The sequence below is a fragment of the Clostridium sp. BNL1100 genome (assembly GCF_000244875.1).
Lineage (GTDB): Bacteria > Bacillota > Clostridia > Acetivibrionales > DSM-1351 > Ruminiclostridium.
In genome coordinates this window covers 2,374,909-2,389,828 of the sequence record NC_016791.1, presented here as the reverse complement: position 1 = coordinate 2,389,828, position 14,920 = coordinate 2,374,909, and the positions used below count along the sequence as shown (strand labels likewise).

15 protein-coding genes and 1 tRNA gene are annotated in these 14,920 nt (G+C 36.6%); 12 read left to right on the top strand and 4 right to left on the bottom strand.

Annotated features, from left to right (window positions below; translation table 11 throughout):
* Positions 1-6 precede the first annotated feature (6 nt).
* Positions 7-573 (top strand): class I SAM-dependent methyltransferase, encoded by a 567-nt coding sequence (locus tag CLO1100_RS09940; RefSeq protein ID WP_014313625.1) that lies wholly within the window; start codon positions 7-9, stop codon positions 571-573.
* Between the two features lie 18 nt (positions 574-591).
* On the opposite strand, the gene CLO1100_RS09935 is transcribed toward CLO1100_RS09940, so the two are convergent.
* A complete protein-coding gene (locus CLO1100_RS09935; RefSeq protein WP_014313624.1) occupies positions 592-1,791 on the bottom strand; it encodes an anti-sigma factor domain-containing protein in 1,200 nt (399 codons plus the stop codon).
* Positions 1,781-2,551: an RNA polymerase sigma-I factor gene (gene sigI, locus CLO1100_RS09930; protein ID WP_014313623.1), complete on the bottom strand. Its 771-nt coding sequence runs from the start codon at positions 2,549-2,551 to the stop codon at positions 1,781-1,783. The genes CLO1100_RS09935 and sigI overlap by 11 nt, the downstream gene beginning before the upstream one ends.
* A gap of 331 nt (positions 2,552-2,882) precedes the next feature.
* Here sigI and CLO1100_RS09925 point away from each other — a divergent pair, with 331 nt between their 5' ends.
* Genes CLO1100_RS09925 through CLO1100_RS09915 form a run of 3 tightly spaced genes read left to right on the top strand, consistent with a single transcriptional unit; the run spans position 2,883 to position 6,400 of the window.
* Complete coding sequence (locus tag CLO1100_RS09925; RefSeq protein ID WP_014313622.1) at positions 2,883-4,433, top strand: carboxyl transferase domain-containing protein; 1,551 nt, start codon at positions 2,883-2,885, stop codon at positions 4,431-4,433.
* A 33-nt stretch (positions 4,434-4,466) separates the two neighbouring features.
* A complete protein-coding gene (locus CLO1100_RS09920; protein ID WP_014313621.1) occupies positions 4,467-4,835 on the top strand; it encodes a biotin/lipoyl-containing protein in 369 nt (122 codons plus the stop codon).
* Between the two features lie 32 nt (positions 4,836-4,867).
* Positions 4,868-6,400 carry an oxaloacetate decarboxylase subunit alpha gene (locus CLO1100_RS09915; RefSeq protein WP_014313620.1) on the top strand — a complete coding sequence of 511 codons (1,533 nt, stop codon included), beginning with the start codon at positions 4,868-4,870 and terminating at the stop codon, positions 6,398-6,400.
* Positions 6,401-6,475: 75 nt separating this feature from the next.
* Here the strand turns inward: CLO1100_RS09915 and CLO1100_RS09910 are convergent, their stop codons facing one another.
* Positions 6,476-7,120 (bottom strand): hypothetical protein, encoded by a 645-nt coding sequence (locus CLO1100_RS09910; protein ID WP_041700210.1) that lies wholly within the window; start codon positions 7,118-7,120, stop codon positions 6,476-6,478.
* 179 nt (positions 7,121-7,299) lie between these two features.
* On the opposite strand from CLO1100_RS09910, the gene CLO1100_RS09905 reads away from it, so the two are divergent.
* The 8 genes from CLO1100_RS09905 to CLO1100_RS09870 all read left to right on the top strand — a co-directional run bounded on the left by CLO1100_RS09905 (position 7,300) and on the right by CLO1100_RS09870 (position 14,717).
* Positions 7,300-8,193 carry a MurR/RpiR family transcriptional regulator gene (locus CLO1100_RS09905; protein WP_014313618.1) on the top strand — a complete coding sequence of 298 codons (894 nt, stop codon included), beginning with the start codon at positions 7,300-7,302 and terminating at the stop codon, positions 8,191-8,193.
* A gap of 20 nt (positions 8,194-8,213) precedes the next feature.
* Complete coding sequence (locus CLO1100_RS09900) at positions 8,214-9,440, top strand: NAD(P)/FAD-dependent oxidoreductase (RefSeq protein WP_014313617.1); 1,227 nt, start codon at positions 8,214-8,216, stop codon at positions 9,438-9,440.
* A gap of 87 nt (positions 9,441-9,527) precedes the next feature.
* A complete protein-coding gene (locus CLO1100_RS09895; protein ID WP_014313616.1) occupies positions 9,528-10,013 on the top strand; it encodes a hypothetical protein in 486 nt (161 codons plus the stop codon).
* A gap of 199 nt (positions 10,014-10,212) precedes the next feature.
* On the top strand, positions 10,213-10,632 hold the full coding sequence (locus CLO1100_RS09890) for a HutP family protein (RefSeq protein ID WP_014313615.1): 420 nt from the start codon (positions 10,213-10,215) through the stop codon (positions 10,630-10,632).
* A 30-nt stretch (positions 10,633-10,662) separates the two neighbouring features.
* Positions 10,663-11,025 carry a chorismate mutase gene (gene aroH / locus CLO1100_RS09885; RefSeq protein ID WP_014313614.1) on the top strand — a complete coding sequence of 121 codons (363 nt, stop codon included), beginning with the start codon at positions 10,663-10,665 and terminating at the stop codon, positions 11,023-11,025.
* Positions 11,026-11,070: 45 nt separating this feature from the next.
* Positions 11,071-11,742, top strand: a complete 672-nt coding sequence (gene cmk, locus CLO1100_RS09880; protein WP_014313613.1) for a (d)CMP kinase — start codon at positions 11,071-11,073, stop codon at positions 11,740-11,742.
* Between the two features lie 17 nt (positions 11,743-11,759).
* Entirely contained in the window at positions 11,760-13,778 is a 2,019-nt protein-coding gene (locus CLO1100_RS09875) for a bifunctional 4-hydroxy-3-methylbut-2-enyl diphosphate reductase/30S ribosomal protein S1 (RefSeq protein ID WP_014313612.1), read from the top strand.
* Positions 13,779-13,925: 147 nt separating this feature from the next.
* The gene (locus CLO1100_RS09870; RefSeq protein ID WP_014313611.1) at positions 13,926-14,717 is read left to right on the top strand and encodes a protein-glutamate O-methyltransferase CheR; all 792 of its coding nucleotides are present in this window, start codon (positions 13,926-13,928) and stop codon (positions 14,715-14,717) included.
* 51 nt (positions 14,718-14,768) lie between these two features.
* Here CLO1100_RS09870 and CLO1100_RS09865 read toward each other — a convergent pair.
* A tRNA-Leu gene (locus CLO1100_RS09865) sits at positions 14,769-14,855 on the bottom strand.
* Between the last annotated feature and the right edge of the window lie 65 nt (positions 14,856-14,920).

Below are 14,920 nucleotides of genomic sequence, written 5' to 3'. Positions count from 1 at the left end.
TTTTTAATGTGTATTTTAAAAAATTCATTATACCAATCTCATGAAATAGTTTCCCGTGTGGTCTGTAACGGCGATACCGTTATTGATGGGACTGCCGGGAACGGGCACGATACGGCATTTCTGGCAAGACTAGTGGGCGCGGGTGGGCAGGTTTATTCCTTTGATATTCAGGAATCGGCACTAGATACCACAAAAAACAGATTGGAATCGGAAAATCTTTTGAGCAGGGTTAATCTAATTCATGACGGCCATCAAAATATGATGAAGTATGTAAATAAGCCTATTAAAGCTGCTATGTTTAATCTGGGGTATCTTCCGGGAGGAGACCATAACATAGGTACTAGGGGAGGAACTACCATCGAGGCTATTAAAAGTGCCATGGAGCTGGTAGTTCCTCACGGTATAATCAGTATAGTTGTATACTATGGGGGGGACAGTGGTTTTGATGAAAAGAACGAAGTTATTAATTATATTAAAACAATAGACTGCAAGAAATTCAGTGTAATGCAAACCGAATTTGTTAATCAGATAAACTGTCCTCCTATTTTTGTTTGTTTAGAGAAGATTGGTTAGGAAAAAGCGGCTATCTCTCTATTTTTTACCTTGACCTTTTTCATTTTGTTGGTTAGCACCATTTTCTTCTTTTTTCTCACTTGAGGAATTGTTATTAGGCTTTCCGTTGGTATTATCATTAGGAGCTTTTTTACCGTTTTCCGAAGGAATAGGTTTTGAGCCCTGATTAAAAGTTTCCTTTTTATCAGGGCTTTCTTTGACAGTATTTCCACTGCTATCACTATTATTTGAAGATTTATCTTCACTGCCGGAAGGAATGACCTTAACCCGTTTATCTGCTTTATCCGGTTTCTCAGCAGAACTTATTGAGTTGTTTGTTTTCTCATTACTATAATTTTTAGAGTCGTTATTTTCTGGCTTCTTACTATTAGGAACCGTGGGAGTATCTTTATCAGTGCTTTTCTCTGGCATGTCAAGGGCTTTTTCATTTTCTTGTACAGGTTTGTAATTATTGTCTTTATTTTTATCAGAAGATATTTTGTTCTGCTTTTTGGCTTCATATGCTTCAATTATTTTGGAAATACCTTCGGTTTTGGCCTTTTGTATATCTATATCACCGTCCGAATCTGAAATTTCTTCAAACAGCTTATAACGTCCCATGGAAATATTATTTCTTACAGCCTTGGATCTTTCGGTTGGATTAACCTTAATTACCTCCGGCTTTATAGATTCAGACCCCACTCTGAAATCCGTTTTTTGAAGCTCAGAAACAATACCATCAAGAACTTTTTCACTACCGGACTTTATTGAAGCCGAAATCAAAACCGCATTTTTGGTGCCGGGATGAATAAACCCTTTACTTTGTGATTCTTCTATAATAATCCTTACGGCACTGGTTAAGGACTTGTTTACAAGTCTTATATTTTTTATAAGAGCTGCCGCATCACTATTCAGTGCTTTGACCTCAATAACATTGGCTTTTTTATCTATTGATAATTCAAGGCTTGGGTTTATATCTACATCAACATATGCAAAAACAGAAGACGGTTTAACCAATTGGTAAATTAAAAGCGAACAAAATATTAAAACAAACATCCCGGCGATAGCAAAATATTTCATCGGATTAATTTTCCTTGGGAGAACAGAGTTGCTTAAATCCAGCTGCTGTCCAACAAACATTTCAGGCATTCTGGTTATAGTTATAAAATCACATGTACTTGTCATTACGATAGCTTTATTACCCTTAAATTCAAGAATCATTCCGGTATTATTTCCCATGGTTATTTCCTCCTTTCTCTATATTGCTCACATATTCCTGTAATACTTCAAGTCTACTGTTCAGTATTAAATAAACTGCTATTATAAATTTTCTGTTTCTTTCAACGGTCTTACGGTTTACTTGCACTATTTTCATTAGTTGCGACATAGGGATGGTTTTCTTTGTAATGAGCATATCAGACAAGGATTTATTTTCCGACAGAACCCGGGCAATACTTATTGCCAGTTTTTTAGAATCTGTATGCTTGGGGACATTTCCAACCAAATCAGACAAGCTTATTCCGAAATCTTTAAGTCTTGTTCTGAATAAATCAATCTCTTCTTTTAGTTCCACATTATCAAAAAAAGTACTTGCTTCAACTACCATGTATTTATTTTCAATAATATCTTTATCATCAATATCGTTAGTTTGAAAATAGGTGAAAGGATAAACGTTACTATGCTTGTAATCCTTTCTTATATAGTCTACTATTCTTCGTTTTATAACTGTTTCAGCAAAGCTCAGAAACCCTACATTTTTTTCAGGGTTATAAGACTCAATAGCCTCATTAAAAGCCATAAGGCCAATACTGAGCTCATCACTGTTTTTAGTGTCAACAAATTTACCTGTGACCGTGGATATTACTTTTAAAATGAAAGGTTTGTAGTCGTTAATTAAGCCTTCTTTTAAATGAGTTTCCCCATTCTTGATCTTAGCCACAGTTTCTTCGATAGACTGTGCTTTTTTCCGGGATTTGCTAAATAAATTTAGAATGGTCAACTTATATATTCACTCCTTACAATATTATTCGCAAGTACATTCTGTTTTGAGGGGGCAAACAGAAAAATTTTATAAAACAAACCTATAAACAGCAATTGTGTTGACATAATTAAATATCTACTATTATATATAAATTTCCATGTTGTATCAAATAAATTTAAGGAGAGTATATAAGCTATATTGACACTCTTTTCCTAATATAATATAATTATTACTAGGTGCTAATAACTAATAATAGTTATGAAACTGCCGGATAAATTATCAATTTGAGAATTAACACGTTGAATTTATAGAATAATTTATCTAGTATATATTTTAAAGAGGTGATTGCATGTCACAAATTGAAAAGATACAAAATCTAAAAAATATGAAGACAACTATAGCTCAGGGCGGCGGAGAAGAGAAAATAGCAAAAAGACACGCAGATGGAAAGCTGTCTGCCAGAGAAAGGATCGATTTGTTATTTGACGAGAACAGTTTTGTTGAAGTAGATGCATTCATAGAATCCAGATGCTTTGACTTTGGTATGCAGAAGAAGAAACTTCCTGGTGACGGGGTTGTTACCGGTTACGGAACAGTTAACGGCAGAAAAGTTTTTGTAGCGTCTCAGGACTTTACTGTTATAGGCGGTTCATTGGGAGAGATGCACGCAAAGAAGATTACAAAGGTTATGGATATGGCTCTGAAAATGGGAGCACCTTTTTTAGCAATTAATGATTCGGGCGGAGCTCGTATCGAGGAAGGTTTGGATGCACTTTCAGGTTATGGAGATATTTTTTACAGAAATACTCTCGCATCAGGTGTCATTCCCCAGATATCAGTAATAATGGGGCCATGTGCAGGCGGTGCCGTTTATTCACCGGCTATAACCGACTTTATATTTATGGTAGAAAAAACAAGTCAGATGTTTATTACAGGACCACAGGTAATCAAGTCTGTTACGGGTGAAGACGTATCAGTTGAAAATCTGGGAGGTGCAGACGTTCATACTGCTGTAAGCGGTGTGGCACATTTCAAGTCTTCAAGTGAAGAAGAGTGCATAGAAGATATAAAGAGACTTTTAAGCTTTATTCCGGATAATAACGTATCAGATACTATGTACTACGGAGTGTCTGATGCTGCTGACAGATTAGCCGAAAGCCTAAATAGTATTATTCCTGAAGAATCAAACAAACCTTACGATATGTTTGACGTAATAGCTGAAGTAGTAGATGATGGCGATTTCTTTGAAATTCAAAGTTATTTCGCTCAGAATATAATAATCGGATTTGCAAGAATGAATGGCAAAAGTGTTGGTATTGTTGCGAATCAGCCAAAAGTAATGGCTGGCTCCCTTGATATGAATGCAGCTGATAAGGCGGCACGTTTTGTCCGTTTCTGTGATGCTTTTAATATACCTGTAGTTTCATTGACAGATGTACCTGCATTCCTACCCGGTGTGGCACAGGAGCATAACGGTATAATCCGCCATGGTGCAAAACTCTTATATGCATTCTCAGAAGCAACAGTTCCAAAGATAAATGTCATTCTCAGAAAGGCATATGGCGGAGCTTACATTGCCATGAACAGCAAAACAATCGGAGCAGATATGGTTTTGGCATGGCCATCAGCTGAAATAGCTGTTATGGGACCTGACGGAGCAGCAAATATCATATTCAAAAAGGACATTACAGCGTCTGAAAATCCGGCAGAAACCAGACAGGAAAAGATTGCGGAATACAGAGACAAATTTTCAAATCCTTATGTAGCAGCATCAAGAGGTTATATTGATGATGTTATAGAGCCTTCTGAAACAAGAATAAAAATTATAAAGGCACTGGAAATGTTGGATACGAAGAGGGAAAACAGGCCTTCAAAGAAGCATGGTAACATTCCGCTATAATATAGGAAACAAAATATCTGGAGGATGAGTGTAATGAATAAATATATAATTAAGGTAAACGGAACTCCTTATGAAGTAGAGGTTCAAGAAGTTGGCGGAGGAAGACCGGTTGCGGCTGCTCCAAAGCCAAGAGCCTCCAAACCAGGGCAGACTGCGGCTGCAAAATCTGCACAGCCTCAGGCAGGCAAGGCAGGGGATGTTGCTGCTCCAATGCCGGGAACTGTTTTAAAGGTAAAGGTTAATCTCGGTGACGAGGTTAAAAAAGGACAGGTGCTTTTAATACTGGAAGCCATGAAAATGGAGAATGAAATAGTAGCACCGGCTGACGGTAAAATAACTACTTTAACTGTTGAAGCCGGAAAGTCTGTTACTGCTGGAGAATTAATGGTATCTATAGCCTAAAAGGCTGACTTTACCGCAAAGGAGATGGAAAAATGGCAGGCGTAAGAATTACGGAAACAGTATTAAGAGATGCTCACCAGTCCCTTATAGCAACCAGAATGAAGACCGAAGATATGCTTCCCATTGTTGAGAAGCTTGACAATGTTGGTTACCATTCGCTGGAAGCTTGGGGTGGAGCTACTTTTGATTCATGTATGAGATTTTTAAATGAAGATCCATGGATGAGACTGAGAAAAATAAAAGATGTTGCAAAAAAGACACCTCTGCAAATGCTGCTTAGAGGTCAGAACCTTTTAGGATATAAGCATTATGCAGATGATATAGTTGAATACTTTGTCCAAAAAGCAGTTGCAAACGGTATGGACATAATGAGAATATTTGACGCATTGAATGATGCCAGAAATATTGAGACGGCAATTAAGGCATGTAAAAAAGAAGGCGGCCATGCTCAGGGCTGTATCTGCTACACAATAAGCCCGGTTCATAATCTTGAACTTTTTGTAAAAGATGCAAAACAGTTGGAGAGCATGGGAGCAGACTCTATCTGTATCAAGGACATGGCTGGACTTTTAGTACCGTATCAGGCATACGAATTGGTAAGAGCTCTAAAAGAAAGTGTAAAGATACCAATACAGTTGCACACGCACTATACAAGCGGTGTAGCATCAATGACATATCTGAAGGCTATAGAAGCAGGTGTTGATGTTGTTGACTGTGCAATTTCACCTATGTCAATGGGAACGTCACAGCCGCCTACAGAGCCGTTGGTAGCAACTTTAAAGGGAACTGAATTCGATACAGGACTGGATTTGGAAAAACTCAGTGAAATTGCAGACTATTTCAGACCTCTTAAAGAAAAATATATAGAAAGCGGACTATTGGATGTAAAAGTAATGGGTGTTGACGTTAACACACTTATTTATCAGGTACCCGGAGGAATGCTTTCAAATCTCGTTTCCCAATTGAAGCAGTCAAATGCTCTGGATAAATATGAAGAGGTTCTTAAGGAAGTTCCAAGAGTAAGAGCTGATTTCGGTTATCCTCCACTTGTTACACCATCAAGTCAGATAGTTGGTACCCAGGCGGTGCTTAATGTATTGACTGGTGAGAGATACAAGATGGTACCAAAGGAATCAAAAGGCGTTGTAAAGGGTGAATACGGTAAAACACCTGCACCTATTAGTGATGAGATAAAAACTAAGATTCTGGGTGATGAAAAGCCAATTACATGCAGACCTGCAGATCTTATTGAGCCTGAGCTTGAAAAGATTAGAGAAGCTGTTAAGGACTATATAGAGCAGGATGAAGATATACTTTCATACGCAATGCTTCCTCAGGTAGCCGAGAAGTTCTTTAAACAGCGTATTGAGGATAGAAATAAGGCTACTGCACCAGCAGCAGACGGAATAAAACCCGAAGTTGTAGCAGCAATATCAGCCGTAGTCAATGAAATGGGTGAAAGAGACGGCAGAGAGTACAGAATCGGCAACATCTCAAAGATTAACCAAAATCAGAACAGATGGGGTCTGTACGGTATGCTTGATAGATTCAGAACAAAGATATAAAACATAAAACCCCGTTTTAATTTTTCACAATTGCGAGACCTCCACGGTAAAACTGTGGGGGTTTTTTGCTTCAAATTAATTTTCACACCCGCTGTGAAGATAAATAAAATTTTGCTTATTACTGAAAAACTCAAGTACAGCAACGTCTGAGCCCTTTTTTATATGTTTTCCGCATTTAAGACATACAAAATTTGACTGCTGGATTTGTGAATAACTCAATGTAGGGGTAATATCTTTAATCTTTTGCCAGCTCTTCCATCCAACCTTACACAGGTTAATCCTGTTTTCATAATCAGACAGCACCCATCTGAGAAGTTTATGGAAGTGAAAGGGGAATCTGGTAAATTTTATATAATCATTAGGAAGTCCGAGATTAACTGCATATAGCTCAAAGTTCTTTTCAACAACTTCCTGTATCCGTCCAGTTATCTGGGTTACGTACCAACAAAAGCCTTCTTCTGTCAACCAGCACTTCAGCCTCTCAAACATATAGCCTCTGCAAATTTCAATTGATTCAGACTTTGATACACGAAGAGCTTTAAAGGCCTTCTTGGCTATTTCAACAACATCGTCCAGATACAATTTTTTTTTAAAGTTATCTGTATTATAAAGCTCCACAGGAATAATATCAAAGTAATATTCGTTTGTTTCAGGTCTGTAAAAACCGATACATGTACCGCCAATAAAGCTTCCGCTTCCAGCATCGTCAATTTGTATCATATTCAGTATTTTAACCTCCTGCTGATTATGTATATCAATATTATTAGTAGGTTTTGAAATAATATTAATAAAGTTATTTCTAGATTCTATGTACTTAAAAAAATGCAATTGCTTGATTTTTTTCCTGCAAAAAGGTAATATATAAGTTATATTGTTTAGAAGTGCATTTGGAGGAGATTATGAATAACAGCCTTAAAAATAACGATTTATTGAGTTTAATACAACAGAAATATAATGATTTCAGTAAGGGTCAGAAACTTATAGCCAACTATATAACAAACCATTATGACAAGGCTGCATTTGTTACTGCAGCCAAGCTTGGAGAAATAGTAGGCGTGAGTGAATCCACTGTAGTAAGATTTGCTATAGAATTGGGATTTGATGGGTATCCTAAGCTTCAGAAGGTCCTTCAGGAGCTTATAAAAAGCAAGCTTACTTCAGTACAGCGAATAGAGGTATCATCGAATAGGCTCAATGAAGACAATATACTAAAGAGTGTATTGCAATCTGATATGGATAAAATAAAATTAACACTTGAACAAATGGACACAAACAATTTCAATGAAATAGTTGAAACCATATTGGGAGCAAAAAGGATATTCATTCTTGGGGTAAGAAGTTCTGCTCCTCTTGCAAGTTTTCTTGGTTTCTACTTCAATTTGATATTTGATAATATAAGACTTGTTCATACCACAAGTGTCAGCGAAATGTTTGAACAAATCATAAAAGCACAGCCTGGGGACGTTGTTATTGGGATTAGTTATCCACGTTACTCTAAAAGAACTATAAAGGCATTACAGTTTGCAAAAGACCAGGGGGTTAACACAATTGCCATTACTGACAGTGCAGATTCGCCGGTTGCACAGGCTGCCAACCAGTATTTATTGGCCAGAAGCGATATGGCTTCCTTCGTAGATTCACTTGTTGCTCCTTTAAGCCTTATAAATGCATTAATAGTAGCAGTAGGTATGAGAAGGAAAAATGATGTCTACAATACCTTTGAAAAGCTTGAAAAGATATGGGATGAATATGAGGTATACGAAAAAGACGAATATCATGATGAAAAACTGTAATTTACGTTGAAAGGACACATATGGGTAAAGTAATAGTAATTGGAGGCGGCCCGGCAGGAATAATGGCTGCAGGAATTGCAGCCGGAAGAGGACGGGACGTTATTTTATTGGAGAAAAACAGCAGGCTTGGCAAAAAACTTTTAATATCAGGTAAAGGCAGATGTAATATTACTAATGATACTGATGTTGAAGGTTTGATAGAAAATACGCCGGGGAATGGGAACTTCCTTTACTCGGCTTTTTATACGTTTTCAAATCAGGATTTAATTGATTTTTTCAATCAAAAGGGACTTCGTACCAAAGTAGAACGAGGTGGAAGGGTTTTTCCTGAATCAGATTCTTCCAGAGATGTATTGAACACGCTTTTGGATTTCCTTAAATCAAATGGTGTTAAAATAAATACAGAAGCGACAGCTACTGAAATTCTTGCCCAAGACAATAAAGTGACCGGAGTTCGCCTTGCTGATGGAAGCACTGTTGAGGCTGAATCGGTTATACTTGCGGTAGGCGGAATGTCTTATCCGGGAACAGGCTCAACCGGGGACGGATATGAAATGGTGAGAAAGCTGGGCCACACCATAACTCCGTTAAAACCATCCCTCGTACCTCTTATTACACAGGAAGATTGGATTAGAGATTTACAAGGACTTTCCCTTAAAAATGTTTTTGTTTCATTTAAAAACAGAAACGGTAGGGAGATATATAACGACTTTGGTGAAATGATTTTCACTCATTTTGGAGTGTCAGGGCCGGTAATTCTGAGTGCAAGTAGACATTTACTCTCTTATGATTTTAAAAATGTAGCTCTCTTTTTGGATTTAAAACCCGCATTGACTTTGGAAAAACTAGATGAGAGAGTTCAGAGGGATTTTGACAAATATTCAAGAAAACAATATAAAAATTCACTGGATGATCTACTGCCTCAAAAGTTCATTCCCGTTATAATAAAGTTATCTGAAATCAATCCTGAGAAACCTGTACATCAAATTACAAAAGAAGAAAGAAAAAGACTTGTCACACTGCTAAAAAGCCTTAAAATTACTATCATCGGTGCAAGGCCAATTAAGGAAGCCATAGTCACAGCTGGTGGAATAAAAACAAGTGAAATAAATCCCTCAACCATGGAATCAAAAAAAATAAGCGGTTTATTTATGGCTGGTGAAGTAATTGACGTTGACGCATACACAGGCGGCTTTAATCTTACAATTGCCTTTTCAACAGGCTACCTTGCAGGGTTAAATTGCTAAAAGTTATAATCAATTTTGGGAAATTATGTGTATTTGGCCGAAAGTTTGTACATATTAACAGTAAATAAACAAATTGAGGCTTGGTATATGAAAATTAACTTGAAAAGGAACAATGATAAAGTTACTCAAACAGATAAAACATCATCATTAGAAAAGATATTGTTTCGGACTTGTATTATATTTTTTATAGTACTTATATCTGTTCAGATCGTCCTGTCAGTGCCTTCAGTACGGGTTCGTCTGAATATTATGGATAAGTCTGTGGGAATACCTCTTGGAAGTGACGAATACCTCTATGGAAGAGGAAAGGTGACTTTGGAGCTGATTGATGAAGAGCCTGATCCGCAGGCCAAGATACTGGTGAATGGTGAACAGGTTGCAGTATTTGACAAGATAGAAATCCCCATTAATGTGAACGATGGAGATGTCATAGAGATTGACGGCAGCGAAAGCCAGATAAGCCACATTATCAAGGTGCAAAATGCTTCATCAAACATAAACAATAAGTGTATAAATGCAATTGCAAATATTGAACGTAATATTAAGAAATTGGTTAAAATCCAGTTTAATTAATTGGTTTATGTCTTTGACAAAATTAACTTAATTATTGTTTTATAATAGAAAAACCTATATAATTTAACTGTATAGGTTTTTGTTGACTTAAAACTCCTAATAAGGTAATAAATGTTACAATCATCGTTCTTTTGAGTTGAATATGAGTAAAAATATATAATAATTATTAGTAGTCGCACTATGGCTAGCGGAGGTTAATATGGCTAATGAAGAATTTGGAAGCAAAGAAATAGCAAGTGCAGCAATAAGAATTGCACTAACCAATGACAGGACAACTGAGAAGAAGCTTCAGCAAGAATTTCTGCAATCAGGCATAAACACTGCTGCTGTTGACTATGGTGGTGAGTTTATTTCATCAGTTATGAAGATTGTGGAGAGAGCAGTTGTATCGTCAAAACGTGAAGGAGTAATTAGCGAAAGTCATGCAGAGCAGGGTGCCGTAGCAGGTGCAACAAGAGAGGCCATATCGCAGATAATGCCAAAGGCAATAGGCTTGAATGTCGGAGGGAAAATCGGAATAGCTAGGTATAAGGATCATGTAAGTGTTGCCGTGTTTTTCGGTATAGGTCTCTTGAATTTAAACGAGGTTTCAATAGGACTTGGACATAGAGTTGTATAGATTTAAAATACCATTTTTAAGGAGAGACTAATGGCTGTAAGAGCGGTAAGAGGGGCAATAACGGTATCAGAAAATACAAAAGAGTTAATTTTGGAAGGAACAAAAGAGCTTCTTGTGGAAATTATAGAAAGAAATTCTTTAGAAAATACAGATATAATAAGTGCAATATTTACGGTTACACATGATTTGAATGCAACTTTTCCGGCAGTAGCTGCAAGACAAATAGGTTGGAACGATATTCCTCTTATGTGTACAAACGAAATAAACGTTCCGGGCAGTCTGGGAAAATGCATACGAGTGCTGATACACATTAATACTGAAAAGAGTAACATCGAAATTAATCATGTATATCTTAAAGGGGCTCAGGTATTAAGGCCCGACTTAGTTAAGTAGTAGCAGACGTAAGATAAATACAATACAAGAAACGGAATGATAAGAATGCCAAAGAGCATAGCAATAGATGGTCCGGCAGGTGCCGGAAAAAGTACAATTGCCAAAAAGGTTTCAGCCGAGCTTGGCTTTATATACCTTGATACGGGAGCAATGTACAGGGCAGTGGCGTTGAAGGCAATAGAAAGTGGTGTTGATACTAAATCCAGGGAAGATATAATCAGGATAATTGAAAATATAAATATAGCCATTACACATAATGACAATGCCCAGAAGATTTTCTTGGATGGTCGTGATGTTTCAGAGGATATAAGAACAGGGGAAGTATCTGCAGGTGCTGCAAGTGTTGCAGCTATTAAAGAAGTAAGACTTAAAATGGTTGAACTTCAAAGGAAGATCGCAGATGAGAAAGATGTTGTTATGGATGGCAGGGATATAGGTTCATATGTACTGCCCCAGGCAAATCTTAAAATATTTTTAAATGCAGATATTGATGAGAGAGCTAAGCGGAGATATGAAGAACTTGTTTTGAAAGGTCAACAGGTTAATTTAGATGAAGTCAGAGAAGATATGCGAAATAGGGACAATAACGACATGTCAAGAGCTTTTGCCCCCCTCAAAAAAGTACCGGATGCTGTTGAGATAGATTCTACTTCCATGACAATAGAGGAAGTAGCTGAGAGAATACTCTACTTCTATAAGAATTATGCAAACATATAAATTGTGAGGTCGATTTAATGGAACTGGTTATCGCAAATACCGCCGGGTTTTGCTTTGGAGTAAATAATGCGGTTAAAATAGTATCTGATTTGGCGACAAAATCAGAACATAAAATATATACACTTGGACCTATAATTCATAATGATCAGGTAGTACAAAAACTTACAAAATACGGAGTTACCACAATAAACAATCCGGAAGAGGCGGAGGCTCCTGCAAAGGTGGTCATACGAGCTCATGGTGTAGGCCCACAGGTAATTGAAAGATTGAAAATCCGTGGACTTGAGGTAGTAGACGCTTCGTGTCCTTATGTGGAAAAAATACATGGCTTGGTCAACAAGAAATATAGGGAAGGTTACCAGATAATTATAGCAGGCGATAAGACCCATCCTGAGATAATAGGGATAAACGGATGGTGCAATAATAGTGCCTTTATCATTGAAGATGAGGATAATGTTAATGATCTGCCCGATATCAAAAAAAAGATATGTATTGTTGCTCAAACTACATTTATTCGTGATAAATGGGAAAAAATTATACTTAGATTAAATAAAAGGTTTGAAAATGTTTTAAAATTTGATACAATATGTAATGCGACAGACAAAAGACAAACTGAAGCAGAAAAAATTTCAAAAATGGTTGACATGGTGTTGGTTATTGGCGGAAATAACAGTTCCAATACCAATAAACTTTATCAAATTTGCAAGGCAAATTGTGATAATACATTTAAAGTACAAACAGCCGATGATATTCCACCGGTTGATATAAAAAAAATTAAAAAAATTGGTATTACTGCAGGGGCGTCAACACCTGACTGGGTAATCAAGGAGGTTATTCATAAAATGAGTGAATTAAATAGACAGGATTTGGAAATGAGCTTTGCTGATGCTTTTGAAAGCTCACTCGTAACTTTGACTACGGGTCAGATTACAAAAGGTAAAATTATTGGATATAACCATAATGAAGTATTTATTGACATGGGGTATAAATCAGACGGAATCATTCCAATGCAGGAGTTTTCTGATGATCCGGACTTTAATCCTGAAAAATCACTTAAAGTTGGGGACGAGATTGACGTTTTTGTAGTAAGGGTAAACGATGGTGAAGGTAACGTTCTTCTGAGCAAGAAGAGGGTTGATGCCGTTAAAGGATGGGATGTAATTGAAAGTGCATTTGAGAACAAGCAGCCTGTAAAAGTTAGGGTTACTGAAAAGGTTAACGGCGGTGTAATTGGTAATGCCAGTGGTGTTAGAGTATTTATTCCTGCTTCACAAATCAGTGACAGATTCGTTAAGGATCTTTCTGAATTTGTAAAACAGATTTTACAGGTTGAGATTATAGAAGTAAATAAGCAGAAAAGAAAAGTTGTGGGTTCAGCAAGATCTTTAATTGAAAAGAATAAGGAAGCTGCATCCAGTGTGATATGGAATAATATTGAAATAGGTAAGACATACAAAGGTCAGGTAAAGAGCCTTATGGACTTCGGTGCTTTTGTAGATATCGGCGGAGTAGACGGGCTTGTACACCTTAGTGAACTTTCATGGAGCAAGATAAAGCATCCGTCTGAGGTTGTTAAGGTTGGAGATGAGATAATTGTTTCCGTACTGGATTTTGACAAGGAAAAGAAGCGTATTTCACTTGGCTACAAGAAACAAGCAGACAACCCATGGGCTAAGGCCGTAGAAAAATATCAGGTAGGTAATGTAGTAACAGGTAAGGTTGTAAGACTTGTACCATTCGGTGCATTTGTTGAACTCGAAGAAGGAATTGACGGATTGGTTCATATCTCCCAGATTTCATCAGTTCGCTTAGGTAAGCCGGGTGATGCTTTGACAGTTGGTCAGCAGGTTGACGCAAAGATAATTGAATTTGATGCGGAAACAAAGAAAATCAGTCTTAGCATAAAGGAAGTAAACCCAATTGATCCTGTAGGAGCAAAAAAGGAAGAAGGCCTTTCAGCAACTGAAGAGGAAGAACTTCCAAAAGAACATGTTGAAGATATGACCAACACAATTGGTGAGAGCGTTAAAGGATAATTTTGATTATACTTTTCATTTTAAATAATTATAATAAAGGATGTACATTTGGTACATCCTTTATTTAAGTGTAAAAACATCATCATACCTCATTCTGAATATAATATTGTATAAAAAACGTAATAATAAACCAATGAGGAGGTTCATATGGATTACGAAGGCTTTAAAGAAGAAATTTTCAAAATGACTAAGATAAATCTCACTCTCTACAAAGAAAAGCAAATGAAAAGAAGAATCGATGCTCTTATAAGAAAGAATAATTATAATACATACAAGGATTACGTGCAGGCATTAAAAGATAATAAGGAATTGTTCAAGGAATTTATAAATTACCTTACGATAAATGTGTCTGAGTTTTACAGAAATCCGGACCAATGGTCTGTTTTGGAGAAAGAAATTTTTCCACTTTTGCTGAGCAAAAAAAAGAAGCTGACAATATGGAGTGCCGCATGTTCTACAGGAGATGAACCATATACCCTTGTTATGGTACTCAATAAACTTATGCCTCTTAGCTCTATAAAGATACTTGCAACAGATATAGACATGGGAGCCATAGAAAAGGCAAAAACTGGTATATATAATGCTAAAAGTGTCGAGAATTTACCACAGGAGTTTAAAAACAAGTATTTTACAGTTTTGGGTGAAAGCTATAAAATAAAGGATGAAGTAAAGAATTGTGTTGAGTTCAAGCAGCACAATCTCTTAAGAGAACCTTATCCCACCAACATTGATTTAATAGTTTGCAGGAACGTGTTAATATACTTTACAGAGGAAGCAAAAACCGAAATATACAAAAAATTTAATATGGCATTAAATCATCAAGGTGTGCTTTTTGTAGGAAGTACGGAACAGCTCATAATGGCAAATAAGTACAATTTTAAATCACTGAAGACATTTTTCTATATAAAGGACTCAGATAATTTTAATTATCAGGTTTAAAGTAATGATAGAAATAAAAAAAGAGTTTGAAATTTAATATTCAAACTCTTTTGGTGCGGATAACAGGAGTTGAACCTGCATGAAATTGCTTTCACATGGACCTGAACCATGCGCGTCTGCCAATTCCGCCATATCCGCACGACTTAACTGCATTAGTATTTTACTATATGTTTTTTGTTTTTTCAATAGGCAATATTTATTTT

Coding starts and splice junctions, on each gene's coding strand:
- CLO1100_RS09940 (WP_014313625.1), top strand. CDS start 7: ATGTGTATTTTAAAAAATTCATTATACCAATCTCATGAAATAGTTTCC.
- CLO1100_RS09935 (WP_014313624.1), bottom strand. CDS start 1,791: ATGGGAAATAATACCGGAATGATTCTTGAATTTAAGGGTAATAAAGCT.
- CLO1100_RS09925 (WP_014313622.1), top strand. CDS start 2,883: ATGTCACAAATTGAAAAGATACAAAATCTAAAAAATATGAAGACAACT.
- CLO1100_RS09920 (WP_014313621.1), top strand. CDS start 4,467: ATGAATAAATATATAATTAAGGTAAACGGAACTCCTTATGAAGTAGAG.
- CLO1100_RS09915 (WP_014313620.1), top strand. CDS start 4,868: ATGGCAGGCGTAAGAATTACGGAAACAGTATTAAGAGATGCTCACCAG.
- CLO1100_RS09910 (WP_041700210.1), bottom strand. CDS start 7,120: ATGATACAAATTGACGATGCTGGAAGCGGAAGCTTTATTGGCGGTACA.
- CLO1100_RS09905 (WP_014313618.1), top strand. CDS start 7,300: ATGAATAACAGCCTTAAAAATAACGATTTATTGAGTTTAATACAACAG.
- CLO1100_RS09900 (WP_014313617.1), top strand. CDS start 8,214: ATGGGTAAAGTAATAGTAATTGGAGGCGGCCCGGCAGGAATAATGGCT.
- CLO1100_RS09895 (WP_014313616.1), top strand. CDS start 9,528: ATGAAAATTAACTTGAAAAGGAACAATGATAAAGTTACTCAAACAGAT.
- CLO1100_RS09890 (WP_014313615.1), top strand. CDS start 10,213: ATGGCTAATGAAGAATTTGGAAGCAAAGAAATAGCAAGTGCAGCAATA.
- aroH (WP_014313614.1), top strand. CDS start 10,663: ATGGCTGTAAGAGCGGTAAGAGGGGCAATAACGGTATCAGAAAATACA.
- cmk (WP_014313613.1), top strand. CDS start 11,071: ATGCCAAAGAGCATAGCAATAGATGGTCCGGCAGGTGCCGGAAAAAGT.
- CLO1100_RS09875 (WP_014313612.1), top strand. CDS start 11,760: ATGGAACTGGTTATCGCAAATACCGCCGGGTTTTGCTTTGGAGTAAAT.
- CLO1100_RS09870 (WP_014313611.1), top strand. CDS start 13,926: ATGGATTACGAAGGCTTTAAAGAAGAAATTTTCAAAATGACTAAGATA.